General features: G+C 67.4%; 15 protein-coding genes. 5 read left to right on the plus strand and 10 right to left on the minus strand.

Annotation, left to right across the window (positions count from 1 at the left end):
• Positions 1-3: 3 nt before the first annotated feature.
• From BT264_RS10660 to BT264_RS10680, 5 genes are all read left to right on the plus strand, one after another.
• A complete protein-coding gene (locus tag BT264_RS10660) occupies positions 4-990 on the plus strand; it encodes an ABC transporter permease subunit (protein ID WP_072437508.1) in 987 nt (328 codons plus the stop codon).
• Positions 987-1,826 carry an ABC transporter permease subunit gene (locus BT264_RS10665; RefSeq protein WP_034179243.1) on the plus strand — a complete coding sequence of 280 codons (840 nt, stop codon included), beginning with the start codon at positions 987-989 and terminating at the stop codon, positions 1,824-1,826. Before BT264_RS10660 ends, BT264_RS10665 begins: the two co-directional genes overlap by 4 nt.
• A gap of 101 nt (positions 1,827-1,927) precedes the next feature.
• Positions 1,928-3,502, plus strand: a complete 1,575-nt coding sequence (locus tag BT264_RS10670; RefSeq protein ID WP_072437510.1) for a DUF3138 family protein — start codon at positions 1,928-1,930, stop codon at positions 3,500-3,502.
• Between the two features lie 112 nt (positions 3,503-3,614).
• Complete coding sequence (locus BT264_RS10675; protein WP_072437512.1) at positions 3,615-4,919, plus strand: NAD(P)/FAD-dependent oxidoreductase; 1,305 nt, start codon at positions 3,615-3,617, stop codon at positions 4,917-4,919.
• A gap of 20 nt (positions 4,920-4,939) precedes the next feature.
• Positions 4,940-6,241, plus strand: coding sequence for an NAD(P)/FAD-dependent oxidoreductase (locus BT264_RS10680; RefSeq protein ID WP_072437513.1), 1,302 nt, complete (start codon positions 4,940-4,942; stop codon positions 6,239-6,241).
• A gap of 124 nt (positions 6,242-6,365) precedes the next feature.
• Here BT264_RS10680 and BT264_RS10685 read toward each other — a convergent pair whose 3' ends face one another.
• From BT264_RS10685 to BT264_RS10725, 10 genes are all read right to left on the minus strand, one after another.
• Positions 6,366-7,031 carry a DUF799 domain-containing protein gene (locus BT264_RS10685; protein ID WP_072437515.1) on the minus strand — a complete coding sequence of 222 codons (666 nt, stop codon included), beginning with the start codon at positions 7,029-7,031 and terminating at the stop codon, positions 6,366-6,368.
• Positions 7,032-7,041: 10 nt separating this feature from the next.
• Positions 7,042-7,485 (minus strand): DUF4810 domain-containing protein, encoded by a 444-nt coding sequence (locus BT264_RS10690; protein ID WP_072437517.1) that lies wholly within the window; start codon positions 7,483-7,485, stop codon positions 7,042-7,044.
• A 66-nt stretch (positions 7,486-7,551) separates the two neighbouring features.
• A complete protein-coding gene (locus BT264_RS10695; RefSeq protein ID WP_204426390.1) occupies positions 7,552-8,223 on the minus strand; it encodes a CsgG/HfaB family protein in 672 nt (223 codons plus the stop codon).
• 204 nt (positions 8,224-8,427) lie between these two features.
• Positions 8,428-8,700: a hypothetical protein gene (locus tag BT264_RS39580; RefSeq protein WP_218173337.1), complete on the minus strand. Its 273-nt coding sequence runs from the start codon at positions 8,698-8,700 to the stop codon at positions 8,428-8,430.
• 97 nt (positions 8,701-8,797) lie between these two features.
• Complete coding sequence (gene gor / locus BT264_RS10700; protein WP_072437520.1) at positions 8,798-10,153, minus strand: glutathione-disulfide reductase; 1,356 nt, start codon at positions 10,151-10,153, stop codon at positions 8,798-8,800.
• Positions 10,154-10,397: 244 nt separating this feature from the next.
• Complete coding sequence (locus BT264_RS10705; RefSeq protein ID WP_072437666.1) at positions 10,398-10,625, minus strand: hypothetical protein; 228 nt, start codon at positions 10,623-10,625, stop codon at positions 10,398-10,400.
• Between the two features lie 374 nt (positions 10,626-10,999).
• Positions 11,000-12,121, minus strand: a complete 1,122-nt coding sequence (locus BT264_RS10710; RefSeq protein WP_072437667.1) for a porin — start codon at positions 12,119-12,121, stop codon at positions 11,000-11,002.
• Between the two features lie 486 nt (positions 12,122-12,607).
• Positions 12,608-13,327: a YoaK family protein gene (locus BT264_RS10715; protein ID WP_072437522.1), complete on the minus strand. Its 720-nt coding sequence runs from the start codon at positions 13,325-13,327 to the stop codon at positions 12,608-12,610.
• Positions 13,328-13,385: 58 nt separating this feature from the next.
• Complete coding sequence (locus BT264_RS10720) at positions 13,386-13,913, minus strand: chromate transporter (RefSeq protein WP_034179253.1); 528 nt, start codon at positions 13,911-13,913, stop codon at positions 13,386-13,388.
• Complete coding sequence (locus BT264_RS10725) at positions 13,910-14,536, minus strand: chromate transporter (RefSeq protein ID WP_072437524.1); 627 nt, start codon at positions 14,534-14,536, stop codon at positions 13,910-13,912. Before BT264_RS10725 ends, BT264_RS10720 begins: the two co-directional genes overlap by 4 nt.
• Positions 14,537-14,627 lie beyond the last annotated feature (91 nt).

The following is a 14,627-nucleotide window of genomic DNA, read 5'->3' on the forward strand; positions in this document are numbered from 1 at the left end:
ACGATGAGAACCTCCGCTTCCACTTCGTCCGCGCCGGTGTCGACCGGCGCTGCGAGCACCGGCGCCGGCCGGTCGCGCCCGGGCCGTTTCGCCGCGCTGTCGCGCTTCCTGCCGTCGGGCCGCAACGTCGCGATCGGCGTGCCGTTCCTGTGGCTCGCGGTCTTCTTCGCGCTGCCGTTCGTGCTGGTGCTGAAGATCAGCTTCGCCGACCAGGTGATGGGCATCCCGCCGTACACGTCGCTCGTCGAGTTCAAGGACGGCGTCGTGCACTTCGCGCTGCAGCTGTCGCACTACGCGTTCCTGCTGCAGGACGACCTGTACATCGCGACCTACCTCAGCTCGCTGAAGATGGCCGCCGTGTCGACGGTGCTGTGCCTGCTGATCGGTTATCCGATGGCGTACTACATCGCGCGTGCGGAACCGAACCGGCGCAACGTGCTGATGATGGCCGTGATGCTGCCGTTCTGGACGTCGTTCCTGATCCGCGTGTACGCATGGATCGGCATCCTGAAGGACGACGGCCTGCTGAACCACACGCTGATCGCGCTGGGCATCATCCACACGCCGCTGCGGCTGTACCACAGCGACGCGGGCGTCTACATCGGGATGGTCTATTCGTACCTGCCGTTCATGGTGATGCCGCTGTACGCGCACCTGGTGAAGATGGACCTGACGCTGCTCGAAGCCGCGTACGACCTCGGCGCCAAGCCGTGGGTCGCGTTCACGCGGATCACGCTGCCGCTGTCGAAGAACGGGATCATCGCCGGCAGCCTGCTGGTGTTCATCCCGGCGGTCGGCGAGTACGTGATTCCGGAACTGCTCGGCGGCGCGGACACGCTGATGATCGGCCGCGTGATGTGGGATGAATTCTTCAACAACATGGACTGGCCGATGGCGTCCGCGGTGACGGTCGCGATGGTGATGCTGCTGCTGGTGCCGATGGCGCTGTTCCAGTACTACCAGGTCAAGGAACTGGAGGAAGCGAAATGATCAAGCCGAGCAAACCGCTGTCGACGGGCGTTCTCGCCTTCGGCTTCCTGTTCCTGTACATCCCGATCATCAGCCTGGTCGTGTACTCGTTCAACGAGTCGAAGCTGGTGACGGTGTGGTCGGGCTTCTCGCTGAAGTGGTACGCGTCGCTGTGGCAGGACGACGAGCTGCTGAGCGCCGCGTGGCTGTCGCTGAAGATCGGCCTCTTGACGGCCACCGCGTCGGTCGTGATCGGCACTTGGGCGGGCTTCGTGCTCGCGCGCTTCGGCCGCTTCAGGGGCTTCACGCTGTACACGGGGATGATCAACGCGCCGCTGGTGATTCCGGAAGTGATCCAGGGCATCTCGCTGCTGCTGCTGTTCGTTGCGCTGGAGCAGATGTTCGGCTGGCCGAAGGGCCGCGGGATGGTGACGATCTGGATCGGCCACGTGATGCTGTGCGTGTCGTACGTGGCGATCATCGTGCAGTCGCGCGTGAAGGAGATGAACAAGTCGCTGGAAGAGGCCGCGCTCGATCTGGGTGCGACGCCGCTGAAGGTGTTCTTCGTGGTGACGCTGCCGCTGATCTCGCAGGCGCTGCTGTCGGGCTGGCTGCTGTCGTTCACGCTGTCGATCGACGACCTGGTGCTGTCGGCGTTCCTGTCGGGGCCGGGTTCGACGACGCTGCCGCTGGTGGTGTTCTCGCGCGTACGGCTCGGGCTGAACCCGGAGATGAACGCGCTGGCGACGCTGTTCATCACGGCCGTGACGATCGGCGTGATCGTCGTGAACCGGATGATGATCGCGCGCGAGCGGCGCCGCGTGGCCGACATGAAGGCGGCGTTCGCGGTGGCGTGAGCCTCCCCTTTCCCTTTCCTCGATAACAAGACCCGCGCGCCGCGCCATGCGGCGCGCGAACCGATCGCACTTTGACTCGCGCACGACAAGGAGAATCCGCAATGAAGAAGAAACTGATCTGCCTGCTGGTGGCCGGCGCGTTGCCGGGCATCGCGCTGGCCGGCTCGACATCCGCCGAGATCAAGGCGCTGCAGGCGCAGGTCGCGGCGCTGCAGAAACAGATGAAGGCCATGCAGGCGCAGCTCGCCGCGAAACCGGGCGGTACCGTGGTAGCGACATCCGGCGCGAAGGCCGGCGCAGCGCCGGTTGCGGTGGCCGTCGATCCGGGCTCGCCGGATTACGGCCGCGCGCAGGCCACGCTGACCAACGACGAAGTCGGCGAAATGAAGCAGCAGATCGCGAACCAGCAGCTGAAGGTCGACTCGCTGACCGACGCGGCCAGCACGGGCCCGCTCGCCGGCCTGTCGGTGACGGGCTACATCGATCCGACCTACATCTACAACCGCGCGGCCGGCACGTCGTCGTTCCTGTTCGCGAACCACGAGAACGCGTACAACTACTTCAACAGCACGTTCGGCGATCTCTACCTCGACATCAAGAAGACCTTCGGCGTCGGCCCGATGGCACCGTCGGCCGAGATCACGCTGATGCCGAACCGCGGCAACGGCATCACGCTGCTGCAGAACTCGCGCGGCTCGATCACCGACAACCTGCTGAACACGGCGGTCATCAACGTGCCGATCACCGCCACGACGACGCTGGTCGCCGGCCTGATCCCGAGCTTCGGCGGCTACGAGGTGCAGCAGTCGAACCAGATGCTCACGCTCACGCACAACCTGCTGTACGATTTCTCGGATCCGGGCAGCTACGTCGGTGTCGGCGCGAACTACACGAAGGGCAACTGGGCGTGGAAGTTCTTCCTCGGCAACGAGCAGTACCGCACGTACGGTTCGGTCACGCAGACGGGCACCAACGCGCTCGGCGACCCGATCAGCACCAGCAACAAGGTGCCGACCTTCACCGCGCGCGCGGACTACACGTGGTCGAGCGCGCTCGATATCGGCGGGTCGTTCAACATCGGGCGGCAGACGCTGGCGAGCGCGATCGATTCGGACGGCGTCGTCCACTACGGCCCGGGCGGTGCGGCACCGAGCGCATACGGTTCGTTCTTCTTCGGCGAACTCGACGCGACCTACACGCTTGCCGATATCCAGTACAACGCCGAAGTCGACTACGGCCGGCAGCAGCATGCGGCGTTCAACGGCGGGCTCGCGCAGTGGTACGGGCTGTCGCTGCTCGCGCACCGCAAGTTCAACGCGCCGGTGGTCGGCCGCATGGGCGTGACGCTGCGCTACGACCTGCTCGCCAATACGAAGAACGGCGGCGGCGGCGGCGGCATCGCGCTGAACGGCAACGGGATGGATCCGAACAACGGCTTCGGCGTCGACGCGGACTGCCTCGCGATGTCGAAGGCCGGCGGCGGCCTGGGCTTCGAGTGCAAGGGAGCCGTGCGCCAGGACGTCGCGCTCGACCTGCTGTTCTATCCGACCCAGCAGATCACCGTGAAGGTCGAATACCGGCACGACTGGGCGAACAACAAGGTGTTCCTGCGCAACGACGGTTCGTACGGCAAGTCCAACGACCTGCTCGCGACGCAGTTCATCTATTCGTTCTGACGCAGCACACGCGGGACGCCGTGCCGCGCGCACGGCGTCCCGCGCCGTTTTTGCCGGCCGGATCGCGGTGCGTCGCGCATCGAATGCCAGCCGTAAAGAGGGAGTCGATTTGATGACGCAGTCTTTCACCCGCCGCGCCGATACGCTCGCGCGCGACTCGTACTACGAAGCGACGGCCACGCGGCCCGCGGTCGACGATCCTTCGCTCGACGATGGAATCGACGTCGACGTCTGCGTGATCGGCGCCGGCTTCGCGGGCCTGTCGACGGCGCTCGACTGCCGCGCGCGCGGGCTGTCGGTCGCCGTGATCGATGCGCACCGGCCCGGCTGGGGCGCGTCGGGCCGCAACGGCGGCCAGGCGATCACCGGCTTCGCGAAGGACGACGAGATCGAGCGGCAGCTCGGTGCCGACGGCGCGCGCGCCGCGTGGTCGCTGTCGCTGGACGGCGTCGCGCTGATCGCCGAGCGGATCGCGCGCTACGGAATCGACTGCGACTTCACGCGCGGCTACCTGACGGTCGCGACGAAGCCGCGCCGTATCGACGACCTGCGCGCGTGGATGGATGCCGCAACGTCGCGCTGGGGCCATCCGTCGCTCGCGTGGCTCGACACCGGCGCGATCCGCGCGCGCATCGCGTCGACGCGCTACCTGGCCGGCGTGCACGATCCGCTGTCGGGCCACCTGCATCCGCTCAAGTATTGCCTGGGCCTCGCCGATGCCGCGCGCCGCGAAGGCGTCGCGCTGTATGCGCACACGCCCGCGCTCGACATCGTGCGCGGCGCGCGGCCCGTCGTGCGCACGCCGTCGGGCGAGGTGCGCTGCCGCTACGTCGTATCGTGCTGCAACGCGGGCCCCGGCGGCGTGCTGCCGGCCGCGACCGCCGCGCGCATCGCGCCGATCGCGTCGTACATCATCGCGACCGAGCCGCTCGGCCAAACACGCGCCGACGCACTGATCGCGCGGCGCGAAGCCGTGTGCGACAACAACTTCTTCCTCGACTATTTCCGGCTGTCGGCCGACCACCGGATGCTGTTCGGCGGCCGCGCGAATTCGGCCGGCGCGTCGCCCGCGACGCTCGCCGAAACGATCCGGCAACGGATGGTCGGCGTGTTTCCGCAACTCGGCGACGTGCGCGTCGACCACGCGTGGGGCGGCTTCGTCGACGTCACGCGCAACCGCGCGCCGGATTTCGGCGCGCTCGATCCGAACTTCTTCTACGTGCAGGGTTTCAGCGGGCACGGCGTCGCGCTCACCGGCATCGCCGGACGCGCGGTCGCCGGCGCGATCGCGAGCGACACGCGCGCGTTCGACCTGTTCGCGCGCATGCGCCACCGGCGCTTCCCCGGCGGCGACGCATGGCGGCAACCCGCGCTCGAACTCGGAATGCTGTACCACCGCGTGCGCGAGCTATTCTGACTTTCTCCGTTCTCCTGACCATGCAGACATTCGCCAACCAGCCGCACGTCGCGTCCTACTACGCCGCGACCGCCAACGATACGACCCGCCACGCGCCGCTCGGCGGCGCGACCGACGCCGACGTGTGCGTGATCGGCGCGGGCCTCACGGGCCTGTCCGCCGCGCTCAACCTCGCCGAGCGCGGCCACTCGGTGACCGTGCTCGAAGCGTCGCGGGTCGGATGGGCGGCGAGCGGCCGCAACGGCGGCCAGTTGATCGGCGGCTTTGCGTGCGACATCGACACGTTCGGGCAATTCATGCCGGAAGGCGACGTGAAGCGCATCTGGGACATGGGGCTCGAAACGCTGTCGCTCGTGAAGTCGCGCATCGCGCGGCACGACATCGACTGCGCGCTGGTGCCCGGCTACCTGACCGCCGCGAACACCGCGCGCGACGCCGATGCGCTGAAGCGCTGGCGCGACGAAGCCGCGAAGCGCTTCGGCTACGACCGCTTCCACTTCGTCGAAGCCGACGAACTCGGCGACTACGTGCAGTCCGCCCGCTATTGCGGCGGCCTGTACGACCCGGACAGCGGCCACCTGCATCCGCTCAACTACACGCTCGGTCTCGCCCGTGCGGCGACCGGCGCGGGCGTGCGGATCCACGAGGACAGTTGCGTGACGCGCGTGCGCGACGTCGCGGGCGGCCACGTCGTCGAGACGAGCGGCGGCAACGTTCGCGCGCGTTTCGTCGTGCTCGCATGCAATACCTACGTCGGCACGCTCGCGCCCGCGCTGGCGAAGAAGATCATGCCGGTCGGCACCTACGTGATCGCGACGGAACCGCTCGGCGAAGCGCGCGCCGCCGCGCTGATGCCCGCGCGCGCGGCGATCTGCGACAGCCGCTTCGTGCTCGACTATTTCCGGCCGGCGCCCGACACGCGGCTCGTGTGGGGCGGCAAGGTCAGCTATTCGACGCGAGAGCCGCGCGATCTCGCGGCCGCGATGCGCGCGGACATGCTGAAGACGTTCCCGCAACTCGCGGACGTGAAGGTCGACTACGCATGGGGCGGCTTCGTCGACATCACGATGAACCGCGCACCGCACTTCGGCCGCGTCGCGCCGACGATGTACTTCGCGCAGGGATTTTCGGGGCACGGCGTGAACACGACCGCGCTCGCGGGCAAGCTGATCGCCGAGGCGATCGACGGACAGGCGAGCCGGTTCGACCTGTTCGGCAAGATCCGGCATCGCGACTTCCCCGGCGGCGCGGCACTGCGCACGCCGGCGCTGGTGCTCGCGATGAGCTGGTACCGGCTGCTCGACGCGTTCGGCGTGCATTGAGCCGCCGCGCGGCGCCGGCCGCTTTTCGCATTTTTCCGGCCGCATCGACGCAAAACGGCCGCGCACCTCACGTGCGCGGCCGCTCCGTTTCGATGCCCCTATGCAGCGGGGCAGCCTGAGTCGGTCAGTCCGTACCGTACTTCGGCGAATGCGGCCCATACAGCAACCCGCTCGGCGGCCCGGCCGACAACAGCCGGCTGCTCGTGAACGCGGCGACGTCGTGACTCTGATCCATCAACGTGTTCGCGATCTGCTTGACCGCGGCCACCACGAGCATGCCGATCAGGCCGCCGCCGCCGTTGTTGCCGCCCTCGTCGCTGCTCGCGCTCGCCCGGCCCTGCCACAGCACGTCGCCCGTGCGCAGGTCGACGAGCTTCGCCGATGCGGACACGACCGTCGCGCTCGCGAGAATCCGGTACACGGTGCCGTACTGCGAAACCTTCGAATACAGCGCGGCATCCGCGCCGAAGATCTCGCGCAGCTTCGCGGGCGACGTTCCCTGGATCTCGGCCGCGTTGGTCAGGCCGTTCTGCTTGAACGTCTCGTCCATCACCGCGACCGGCACCACGTAATAGCCGGACTCGGCGAGCGGCAGCGTCATTTGCGACAGCACCCCGTAGGTGGCCGCGACGTCGGAGGTCTCGTTGATCGGCGGCAGCACGAGAATCGAGCGCGGCTGGCTCTTCTTGAACGCCGTGTAATCGGGTCGTTTCACCGGCTGCGCGCACGCGCTCAGCAGCGCGACGATCGACAGCACGGACATCAGCTTGAATGAGAGAGTCTTGAACATGGCGGGCGCGTCACTGTTTGGCGGTGTTCGTATCGGCGTTCTTCTGGCCGGCGATCGTCTGGCCGGCGGCGCTCTGCCCGGCAGCCTTCTGATCCGCGGGTTTCGCTGCGCCGGTTTTCTTCTTCAGCAGGAAATCCATGAAGGTCGACGATTCCGGGAACAGTTGCTTCTCGGCCTGCAGTTCCTGCTCGGCCTGCTGCTCGTTGCCGACGCTCGCGTACAGCATCCCGAGATGCGCATGGAAGCCCGGCGGCGGCGTATGGCCCTTCCCGCGGATGTCCTGCAACGCCTTTTCGAGCGCGTCGATCTGCTCCTGCGGCGACTTCTGCCCCTTGAAGTATTCGTACACCTGCGGCTGATAGCCCGTCCACTGATAGAGCGGCGGCGTGGAGCTCGCGCAGCCGGCGAGCAGCAATGCGGCGGCCGTCGCCGGCAGCCAGTTACCCCGTTTCATGGTCTTTTCTCTTTGATGTCGTGGTGAATCGATCGCATGCGGCGCCGGCCCCGGCGCCTGCAGCGCTTACTGCGCGGTCTTCAGCGCACCGGCGTCGACCTGTTCGGCAAGATGGTTCACGGCCTCCTGGATCGCGAGGTCGAGCACCTTGCCGTTGAGCGTCGAATCGTAGCCGGCCGTGCCGCCGAAGCCGATCACTTCGCGGTTCGACAGGCTGAACTCGCCCGCGCCCTGGCTCGACGCGACGACTTCCGACGTCGTCGTGTCGACGATGTTCAGGTTGACCTTCGCGTACGCGACCTGCGTCTTGCCGCGGCCGAGGATGCCGAACAGCTGGTGATCGCCGACGTCCTTGCGGCCGAATTCGGTCACATCGCCCGTCACCACGTAGTTCGCACCCTTCACCGCCTGCGCCTTCTTCATGAAGCCGGCTTCCTGCTTGATCTCGTCGAGGTTCTCGCGATCGAGCACGTTGAAGCGCCGGCTCTGCTGCAGGCGCGTGACGAGGATCGTCTTCGCCTGCCCGCCGAGGCGGTCGATGCCGTCCGAGAAGATGCCGCGCATGTAGCTCGAGCGGTTGTCGAACTTGCCGACCGCGATCGCGACGGGCTTGCCCGCGTAAGGCTTCTGCGCGCTGCTCACGGCCGGCACGTCGAGCGTGCGCGACGATTCGGTCGCGCAGCCGGACAGCGCTGCGACGACCGCTGCCGCCACGAGTACGGTGCGTCGTGTCTGGATTTTCACTGCTGGTCTCCTTGCGTGGAAAGATTGCCCGGAACGGGCGTGTCGGCACGGACGTGCGCGCATCGACGCGGCGCACGCGCGGCCTGATTCATCGCCGGACGGGCGACTACGATATTCGAGGGAAAGATACGCGCAACAGGCGTGTCGCGGCGAAAAGCGGAAAGGCGGCGGAACACGTGACATGCACGTGCGCGCCCGTTACCCCGTTATTGCGGATGCTGCGCTGTTGATCGCGCATGATCGGCCCCCTGTATGGTTTTGCGCGATGATACCAAACGTGTTTATCGAGACGGAACGTGTTTTAGATAATTGACGAATTTTGTGTGGCGGCAGCACGGCAACGGCGATCGCCCGGAATCGACGCTGGACGAACCCGGTCGCCGCGCGCCCAGCCGACGGTTCATTGGCCGAGGCCGTCGCGAGCGCGATGATCGGCAATTGGCGCATGCCGATAAATGCCCAATAAAACACCGATTCAACATCCCGGCATTTCGAAAGCAATCGGGGCAGGAAATCGAATGTGCCCGATTGTTATGCCGCAGGCGCGCCTGTGCGTCACCCCGCGCCGCTAGTCGGCCACTTTCTGCCGCATCGTCACGAACTCCTCGGCCGCGGTCGGATGGATGCCGATCGTGTCGTCGAACTGCGCCTTCGTCGCGCCCGCGCGAATCGCGATCGCGATCCCCTGGATGATCTCGCCCGCATCGCGGCCGACCATGTGCGCGCCGATCACGCGCTGGCTGTCGCGCGCGACGACGAGCTTCATCAGCGTGCGCTCGTCGCGGCCCGACAGCGTGTGGCGCAGCGCCTTGAACGACGTGCGGTAGATGTCGACGTCGCCGTACACGCGACGCGCATCGGCCTCGGTCAGCCCGACCGTCGCGACCTCGGGCTGGCTGAACACGGCCGACGGCACCCATTCGTGATCGGCCGCGACGCGCGACCCGCCGAACAGCGTGCGTGCGAGCAGCCCGCCGTCGCGCGTCGCCACCGGCGTGAGCTGCGGCCGCGACGTGACGTCGCCGATCGCGTGGATGGACGCGACCGACGTCGCCGAATACGCATCGACCGCAATCGCGCCGCGTGCGTCGAGCATCACGCCCGCCTGCTCAAGCCCGAGCCCGTCGACATTCGGCACGCGGCCCGTCGCATAAAGCACCGCGTCGTACGGCCCGTGCTGCGCATCGCCGACGCGCACGCTCAGCGTGCCGTCGTCAGCGCGGGAAATCGATTCGACCACCGTGCGCGCGTGGATCGCGACGCCCTGCTTCGTCATCTCGTCGGTCAGGAATCGACGCACGTCGTCGTCGAAACCGCGCAGAATCTTCTCGCCGCGATAGAACAGGTCGACGCGACTGCCGAAGCCGTTGAAGATGCCCGCGAACTCGACCGCGATATAACCGCCGCCGACCACCGCGATGCGCTTGGGACACGTCGCGAGCGACAGCGCCTCGCGCGACGTGATCGCATGCTCGATGCCGGGCCGATGCGGCAACGACGGACGCGAGCCGGTCGCGATCGCGATGTGGCGCGCACGGATCGTGCGTTCGCCGATCGCGACGGTGTGCGCATCGACGAGCGTCGCGCGCCCCGCGTGCATCTCGACGCCCGATTGCCGCAGCAAATCGATGTAGATGTCGCTCAGCCGATTGATCTCGCGATCCTTCGCGGCGATCAGCGCGGACCAGTCGAGCGTGCCGGCGCCGAAGGTCCAGCCGAAGCCCTTCGCGTCCTCGACTTCGTGCGGGTAGTGCGATGCGTAGACGAGCAGTTTCTTCGGAATGCAGCCGCGCAGCACGCAGGTGCCGCCGATCTGCTCTTGTTCCGCTATGCCGACGCGCGCGCCGTATGACGCCGACATCCGCGCGAGCCTCACGCCGCCCGAGCCGGCCCCGATGACGAACAGGTCGTAGTCGAAATCCATCGCATTGCCTCATCGCAGTTCGGATGACGGCACGATAGCAAGATTCCGGAATTCTTGCGGCGCACGGCACGCCCCGGCGCGCGCCCAACAAAAAACGGCGAGAAGCGTCGCCTCTCGCCGGTCAAACCAGCTGCCGGGTGTGCCATGCGTCACCGATCGACCACATGCCCGACCTGCCGGCCGCGCGGCACCGGTCCGCCCGGGCGCGCGAGGAGCGCGCCCGCGGCCGAACCGGCCGCCATGCTCATGCCTGCGACGTGTCGCTGCCGTCCGTCGCCTGCGTATCGTCTGCCGCCTGTTCGGGCTTCTCTTCCTTCTTCTCGAGCATGCCCTCGATCGCTTCGGCGCCCTTGAAGCCGGCGACGGCCGCTGCCGCCTTGGTCAGCAGGCCCGCATCCGGATCCAGCTTTTTCACGCCTTCGACTGCCGCCACTGCGCCGGCGATTTCGCCCACGGTGTCCAGGATACCCATCGTCATCCCCTTTCAAGAAATCGTGAGGCCGATCGTCCCACGAAAAAAAACCGGCAGACCGTGTCTGTCATCACCGGATACACAAGTTACGCACCAGGCCGGCCACGCTCGACGAGCGCCACCGGAACGACGCACGCGCGTGCACGGCGGCACGCAGCGGACGATGCACGCAGCGTAGCGGAAAGCCTTCGCGCGTACTGTAAAAGTATGTTCTGGAATGCCGACGGATCGCTTACGGCGCGGGAAATCCGTGATGAAGCGATTGCCGAATAGTCGTGTGCGCGTATGAACGCCGCATGACGAAAAAAGAGGCGCCTTGCGGCGCCTCTTCGATGCGTGCCGGACGAATGCCGGCGCGTGCGTTCCGACGTTCGTCAGAAGATATTGCGCAGGCCGATCGCGATGCCCGTCTGGTTGCTGCGGCCCGGCAGCTCGACGTTCGCCGCGCCGTTCGTCTTGTTGAAGTCGACGGTGCCGTAGATTTCAGTGCGCTTGCTCAGCGCGTACTCGGCGATGCCGACGATCGCGTAGCGGTTGCCGCTCGCGAGCGTGCCGTTCGCGGTCATCGCATTGCGCATGTGGTCGTAGTAGAACGCGCCCGTCAGCGTCAGCGGCGTGCTGACCTGCCAGCTCACGCCCGCGAACGGACCGTCGTCGATCCGGCCCGTGCCCTTCGCGACCGGAATCGTCTGCTGCGCGAGCAGGCTGTCGACGAAGCCGGTGTCGTCCTTCGAACGCAGGTAGCCCGCGTAGACCTTCGCCTTGCTGAACGCGTACACGACGTTCGCGTGGTAGATGGTCTGCTTGCGCGCCGAGTTGTCGCTGTTCTGCTGCGCGCCGGCGGCGATGCTGAGCGGGCCCATCACGTACGACAGCGACACGCCCCACGCATTGCCCTTGCCGAGCGAACCCGGAATCTGGCCCGAGAAGCCGCCGGCGCCGGTCGATTCGTAGTTGGTGCCCGTCGAGTACATCGCCTTCGCGGTCAGGCCCGCGAACGTGCCCGTGTACTTGATCTGGTTGTCCGCATACAGGCCGCCGCCGAGTGCGACCGGCAGCCATGCATTTTCGAGGTAGTTGCCGACCGTCAGCGGATCGTAGGTGTCCGACAGCAGGTCGAACAGCGGCGTCTTCTGGCGGCCGAGGGTCACCGTGCCGTACGGGCTATCCAGGCCGACGTATGCCGCACGATTGAACAGGCGGCCGCTGTCGGCGAATGCGCCGTTCTGCAGGTTCACGCCGCTTTCGAGCTTGAACACGGCCTTCAGGCCGCTGCCGAGGTCTTCCGTGCCGTAGATGCCGAAGCGGCTGTTGGTGATCGCGCCGTTGGACATCGACAGCAGTCCGTCATTCTTGGCGTTCGCGTTGGTCAGATACCGGACGCTGACGTCGGCGACGCCCCAGAGCGTGACCGAGCTTTGTGCGGCCGCGTACTGGCTGGCGAATGCGAGCGCAGCGCCCCCTGCGATGGCTGCGAGTCGAGTGGTCTGCTTCATGAGCTTTCCTTTTTTGTAGGTGTCTCCGTTCATTGCCGGCCGCGTGCGCAGCCGGGTGGCGATCGCACACGTTTTTGGCGCGCACGATGTGGCCTGAATCATATGACGACTGCAATCGCTGAAAGAAATTGAAACGCGCGGTAATCGCGCGACTGTCGCCCGGGAACAACGTTTCCCCCGCCGGGCCGTGCCGGGCTTGCGTCGCGCGCCGGCGGGACGGTTCGCGACGGCATCGGCGGGTGCACTCGGCACTGTAAGGGTCGGCGCTGGTGCGGCGCGGTAAATGGCGTATCGCGGCGGGCCGGCTGGCGCGGTCGATGCAACCGGAACATGTCGCGAAGGCCGGCTACGGGCGCGGCCGGTGCAACCGGCCCACGTTCGGGTGCGCCGACGGATCGTGATTCGGTAGTGACTCGGTGAATTGATGAAGCGGTGACGCGGTCAATCCGGAACGCGGCGCCAACGGCTGCCGCGTAAAACACGCCATCAGGCCGCTTGCGCCGCCCCGTCGTCGTCGCTACTGCTGCCGCCGCTCCCCGCGCGACGCCACGCGCGCCGCACGATCTCCGCGAACGCGCCGACGAGCAGCAGCACGGCGCCCCACAGCGCGATGTCCGGCACGAGCCGCGTCACGAGGCCGCCGGCCACCGCGCCGGCCAGGAAGCAGAAGCTGATCGTCGCGAGCAGCGCCGAGTCGTGCAGCGCACCCGCGTCGTAGCGCGGGATCAACCCGACGAACAGCTTCTGCGCGGCGCGCCGCAGGTTGCCGGTCGTCATCACCGACGTGTACGACAGTTCCTCCAGATGGGTGAACGACAGCGTCTGCAGCGTCGCGACGAACGAAATGCCCGGAATCAGCCACGCGCTCGACGCGCCGACGAGGCCGCTCGCGGCGACGCCGAGAAACGCGATCTCGACGATCAGGCTCGCGAACGCCGTGTGCCGCATCCAGCCGCGCTGCGCGGCGAGACCGAGCAGGTGCGCGACGAACACTGCGATCACGAAGCCGACGAGCGGCGGCACGTGATGCAGCGCGGCGGCCCATTCGCCGGCCGACAGGTTGATGCCGAGCAGCGCGACGTTGCCGGTCATCGTGTTCGCGAACACGTGGCCGTGGCCGACGTACGTGTACGCGTCGAGGTAGCCGCCCGACAGCGTCAGCAACGCGGCGACAGTGAGATTGCGGCTGGCGCCGTCGAGATCCATCGATCCTCCCGTGAAAATTCGCGCCAGTATGCGGCACGGGAGACGGCTTGTCCTTCGCTCACTGCCCGAAGCCGGTGAGCCCGATCAGCGCGCCGCCCGCGAGCAGCCACAGCGGATGGATGCGCGTGCGCCACGCGAGCAGCGCGCAGGCGGCCGTGATGCCCCACTGGATCGCCGTGCGGTTCGACGCGTCGGAGATCAGCACCGCGCTCGCCGCGACGAGCCCGGCCGTGACGGGCATCATCCCCTGCTGCACGTAGCGGCGCCACGGCCGGTCGCGAAAGCGCTCCCATGCATGCAGCGCAAGCACGGTGACGATCGACGACGGCCCGAACTTCGCGAGCGACGCGACGAGCAGCCCGGCCCACCCGGCCACGTGCCAGCCGACCAGCGACACGATCATCATGTTCGGCCCGGGCGCCGCCTGGGCCAGCGCGAACAGCGCGGTGAACTCGTGCGCGCTCATCCAGTGATGCACGTCGACGACCTGCCGCTGCATCTCCGGCAGGATCGTATTGCCGCCGCCGAACGCGAGCAGCGACAACTGGCTGAAGATCGTCGCGATCGCGACCAGCGTGTCGTTCATGGCCGGCCTCCGGGCTGCGCGTCGCGCGCGGCAGCCGGCGCCGGCTGCGGCGTGCCCGCATCGCGGCGCCGCGACGCGAACCAGACGCTGACGGGCGTCAGCACGAGCATCGTGGTCAGCAGCGGAATGCGCAGCACCGCGATCGCGACGAACGCGAGCGCCGCGATGCCGGCCGCCGCGCGCGCGTGCCGCAGCGGCTTCGCGACCTTCACGGCCATCGCGACGAGCAGCCCGGCGGCCGCCGCGGCGAGCCCCGCGAACAGGTGCTGCACGTGCGGATCGTTCTGCGTCTTCGCGTACAGCACGCCGAGCGCGACGACGACGAGCGTCGGGCCCGCGATCAGCCCGAGAATGCCCGCGAACGCGCCGGCGATGCCGCGAAAGCGCATGCCGACGGCGACCGACAGGTTGATCACGTTGCCGCCCGGCAGGAACTGGCACAGGCCGAGCAGATCGGTGAATTCGTCGGCGGACAGCCACTTGCGCTCGTCGACGATCGTGCGCCGCGCGAACGGCAGCGCGCCGCCGAACGACATGAGGCCGAGCGACAGGAAGCCGGTGAACAGCTCGGCGAGACCGACGCTGCGAGGTGGCGCGGCAGGCTGCGGGGAAACGGATTGCATGGGGCTCCTCATCAAACGGTCAGCCGAGGTTACCGCCGTTCGGGATCGCGGCAAAACGATTTTATCGACGCGCCCTTGTGATCTAGAATCA

The organism is Burkholderia sp. NFPP32 (assembly GCF_900119325.1).
In the GTDB taxonomy this organism is placed as follows: Bacteria; Pseudomonadota; Gammaproteobacteria; order Burkholderiales; family Burkholderiaceae; genus Burkholderia; species Burkholderia pyrrocinia_C.

What these genes read in the sequence shown, in the direction of transcription:
- BT264_RS10660 (WP_072437508.1), top strand. Translation starts at nt 4, where the DNA reads ATGAGAACCTCCGCTTCCACTTCGTCCGCGCCGGTGTCGACCGGCGCT.
- BT264_RS10665 (WP_034179243.1), top strand. Translation starts at nt 987, where the DNA reads ATGATCAAGCCGAGCAAACCGCTGTCGACGGGCGTTCTCGCCTTCGGC.
- BT264_RS10670 (WP_072437510.1), top strand. Translation starts at nt 1,928, where the DNA reads ATGAAGAAGAAACTGATCTGCCTGCTGGTGGCCGGCGCGTTGCCGGGC.
- BT264_RS10675 (WP_072437512.1), top strand. Translation starts at nt 3,615, where the DNA reads ATGACGCAGTCTTTCACCCGCCGCGCCGATACGCTCGCGCGCGACTCG.
- BT264_RS10680 (WP_072437513.1), top strand. Translation starts at nt 4,940, where the DNA reads ATGCAGACATTCGCCAACCAGCCGCACGTCGCGTCCTACTACGCCGCG.
- BT264_RS10685 (WP_072437515.1), bottom strand. Translation starts at nt 7,031, where the DNA reads ATGTTCAAGACTCTCTCATTCAAGCTGATGTCCGTGCTGTCGATCGTC.
- BT264_RS10690 (WP_072437517.1), bottom strand. Translation starts at nt 7,485, where the DNA reads ATGAAACGGGGTAACTGGCTGCCGGCGACGGCCGCCGCATTGCTGCTC.
- gor (WP_072437520.1), bottom strand. Translation starts at nt 10,153, where the DNA reads ATGGATTTCGACTACGACCTGTTCGTCATCGGGGCCGGCTCGGGCGGC.
- BT264_RS10705 (WP_072437666.1), bottom strand. Translation starts at nt 10,625, where the DNA reads ATGGGTATCCTGGACACCGTGGGCGAAATCGCCGGCGCAGTGGCGGCA.
- BT264_RS10710 (WP_072437667.1), bottom strand. Translation starts at nt 12,121, where the DNA reads ATGAAGCAGACCACTCGACTCGCAGCCATCGCAGGGGGCGCTGCGCTC.
- BT264_RS10715 (WP_072437522.1), bottom strand. Translation starts at nt 13,327, where the DNA reads ATGGATCTCGACGGCGCCAGCCGCAATCTCACTGTCGCCGCGTTGCTG.
- BT264_RS10720 (WP_034179253.1), bottom strand. Translation starts at nt 13,913, where the DNA reads ATGAACGACACGCTGGTCGCGATCGCGACGATCTTCAGCCAGTTGTCG.
- BT264_RS10725 (WP_072437524.1), bottom strand. Translation starts at nt 14,536, where the DNA reads ATGCAATCCGTTTCCCCGCAGCCTGCCGCGCCACCTCGCAGCGTCGGT.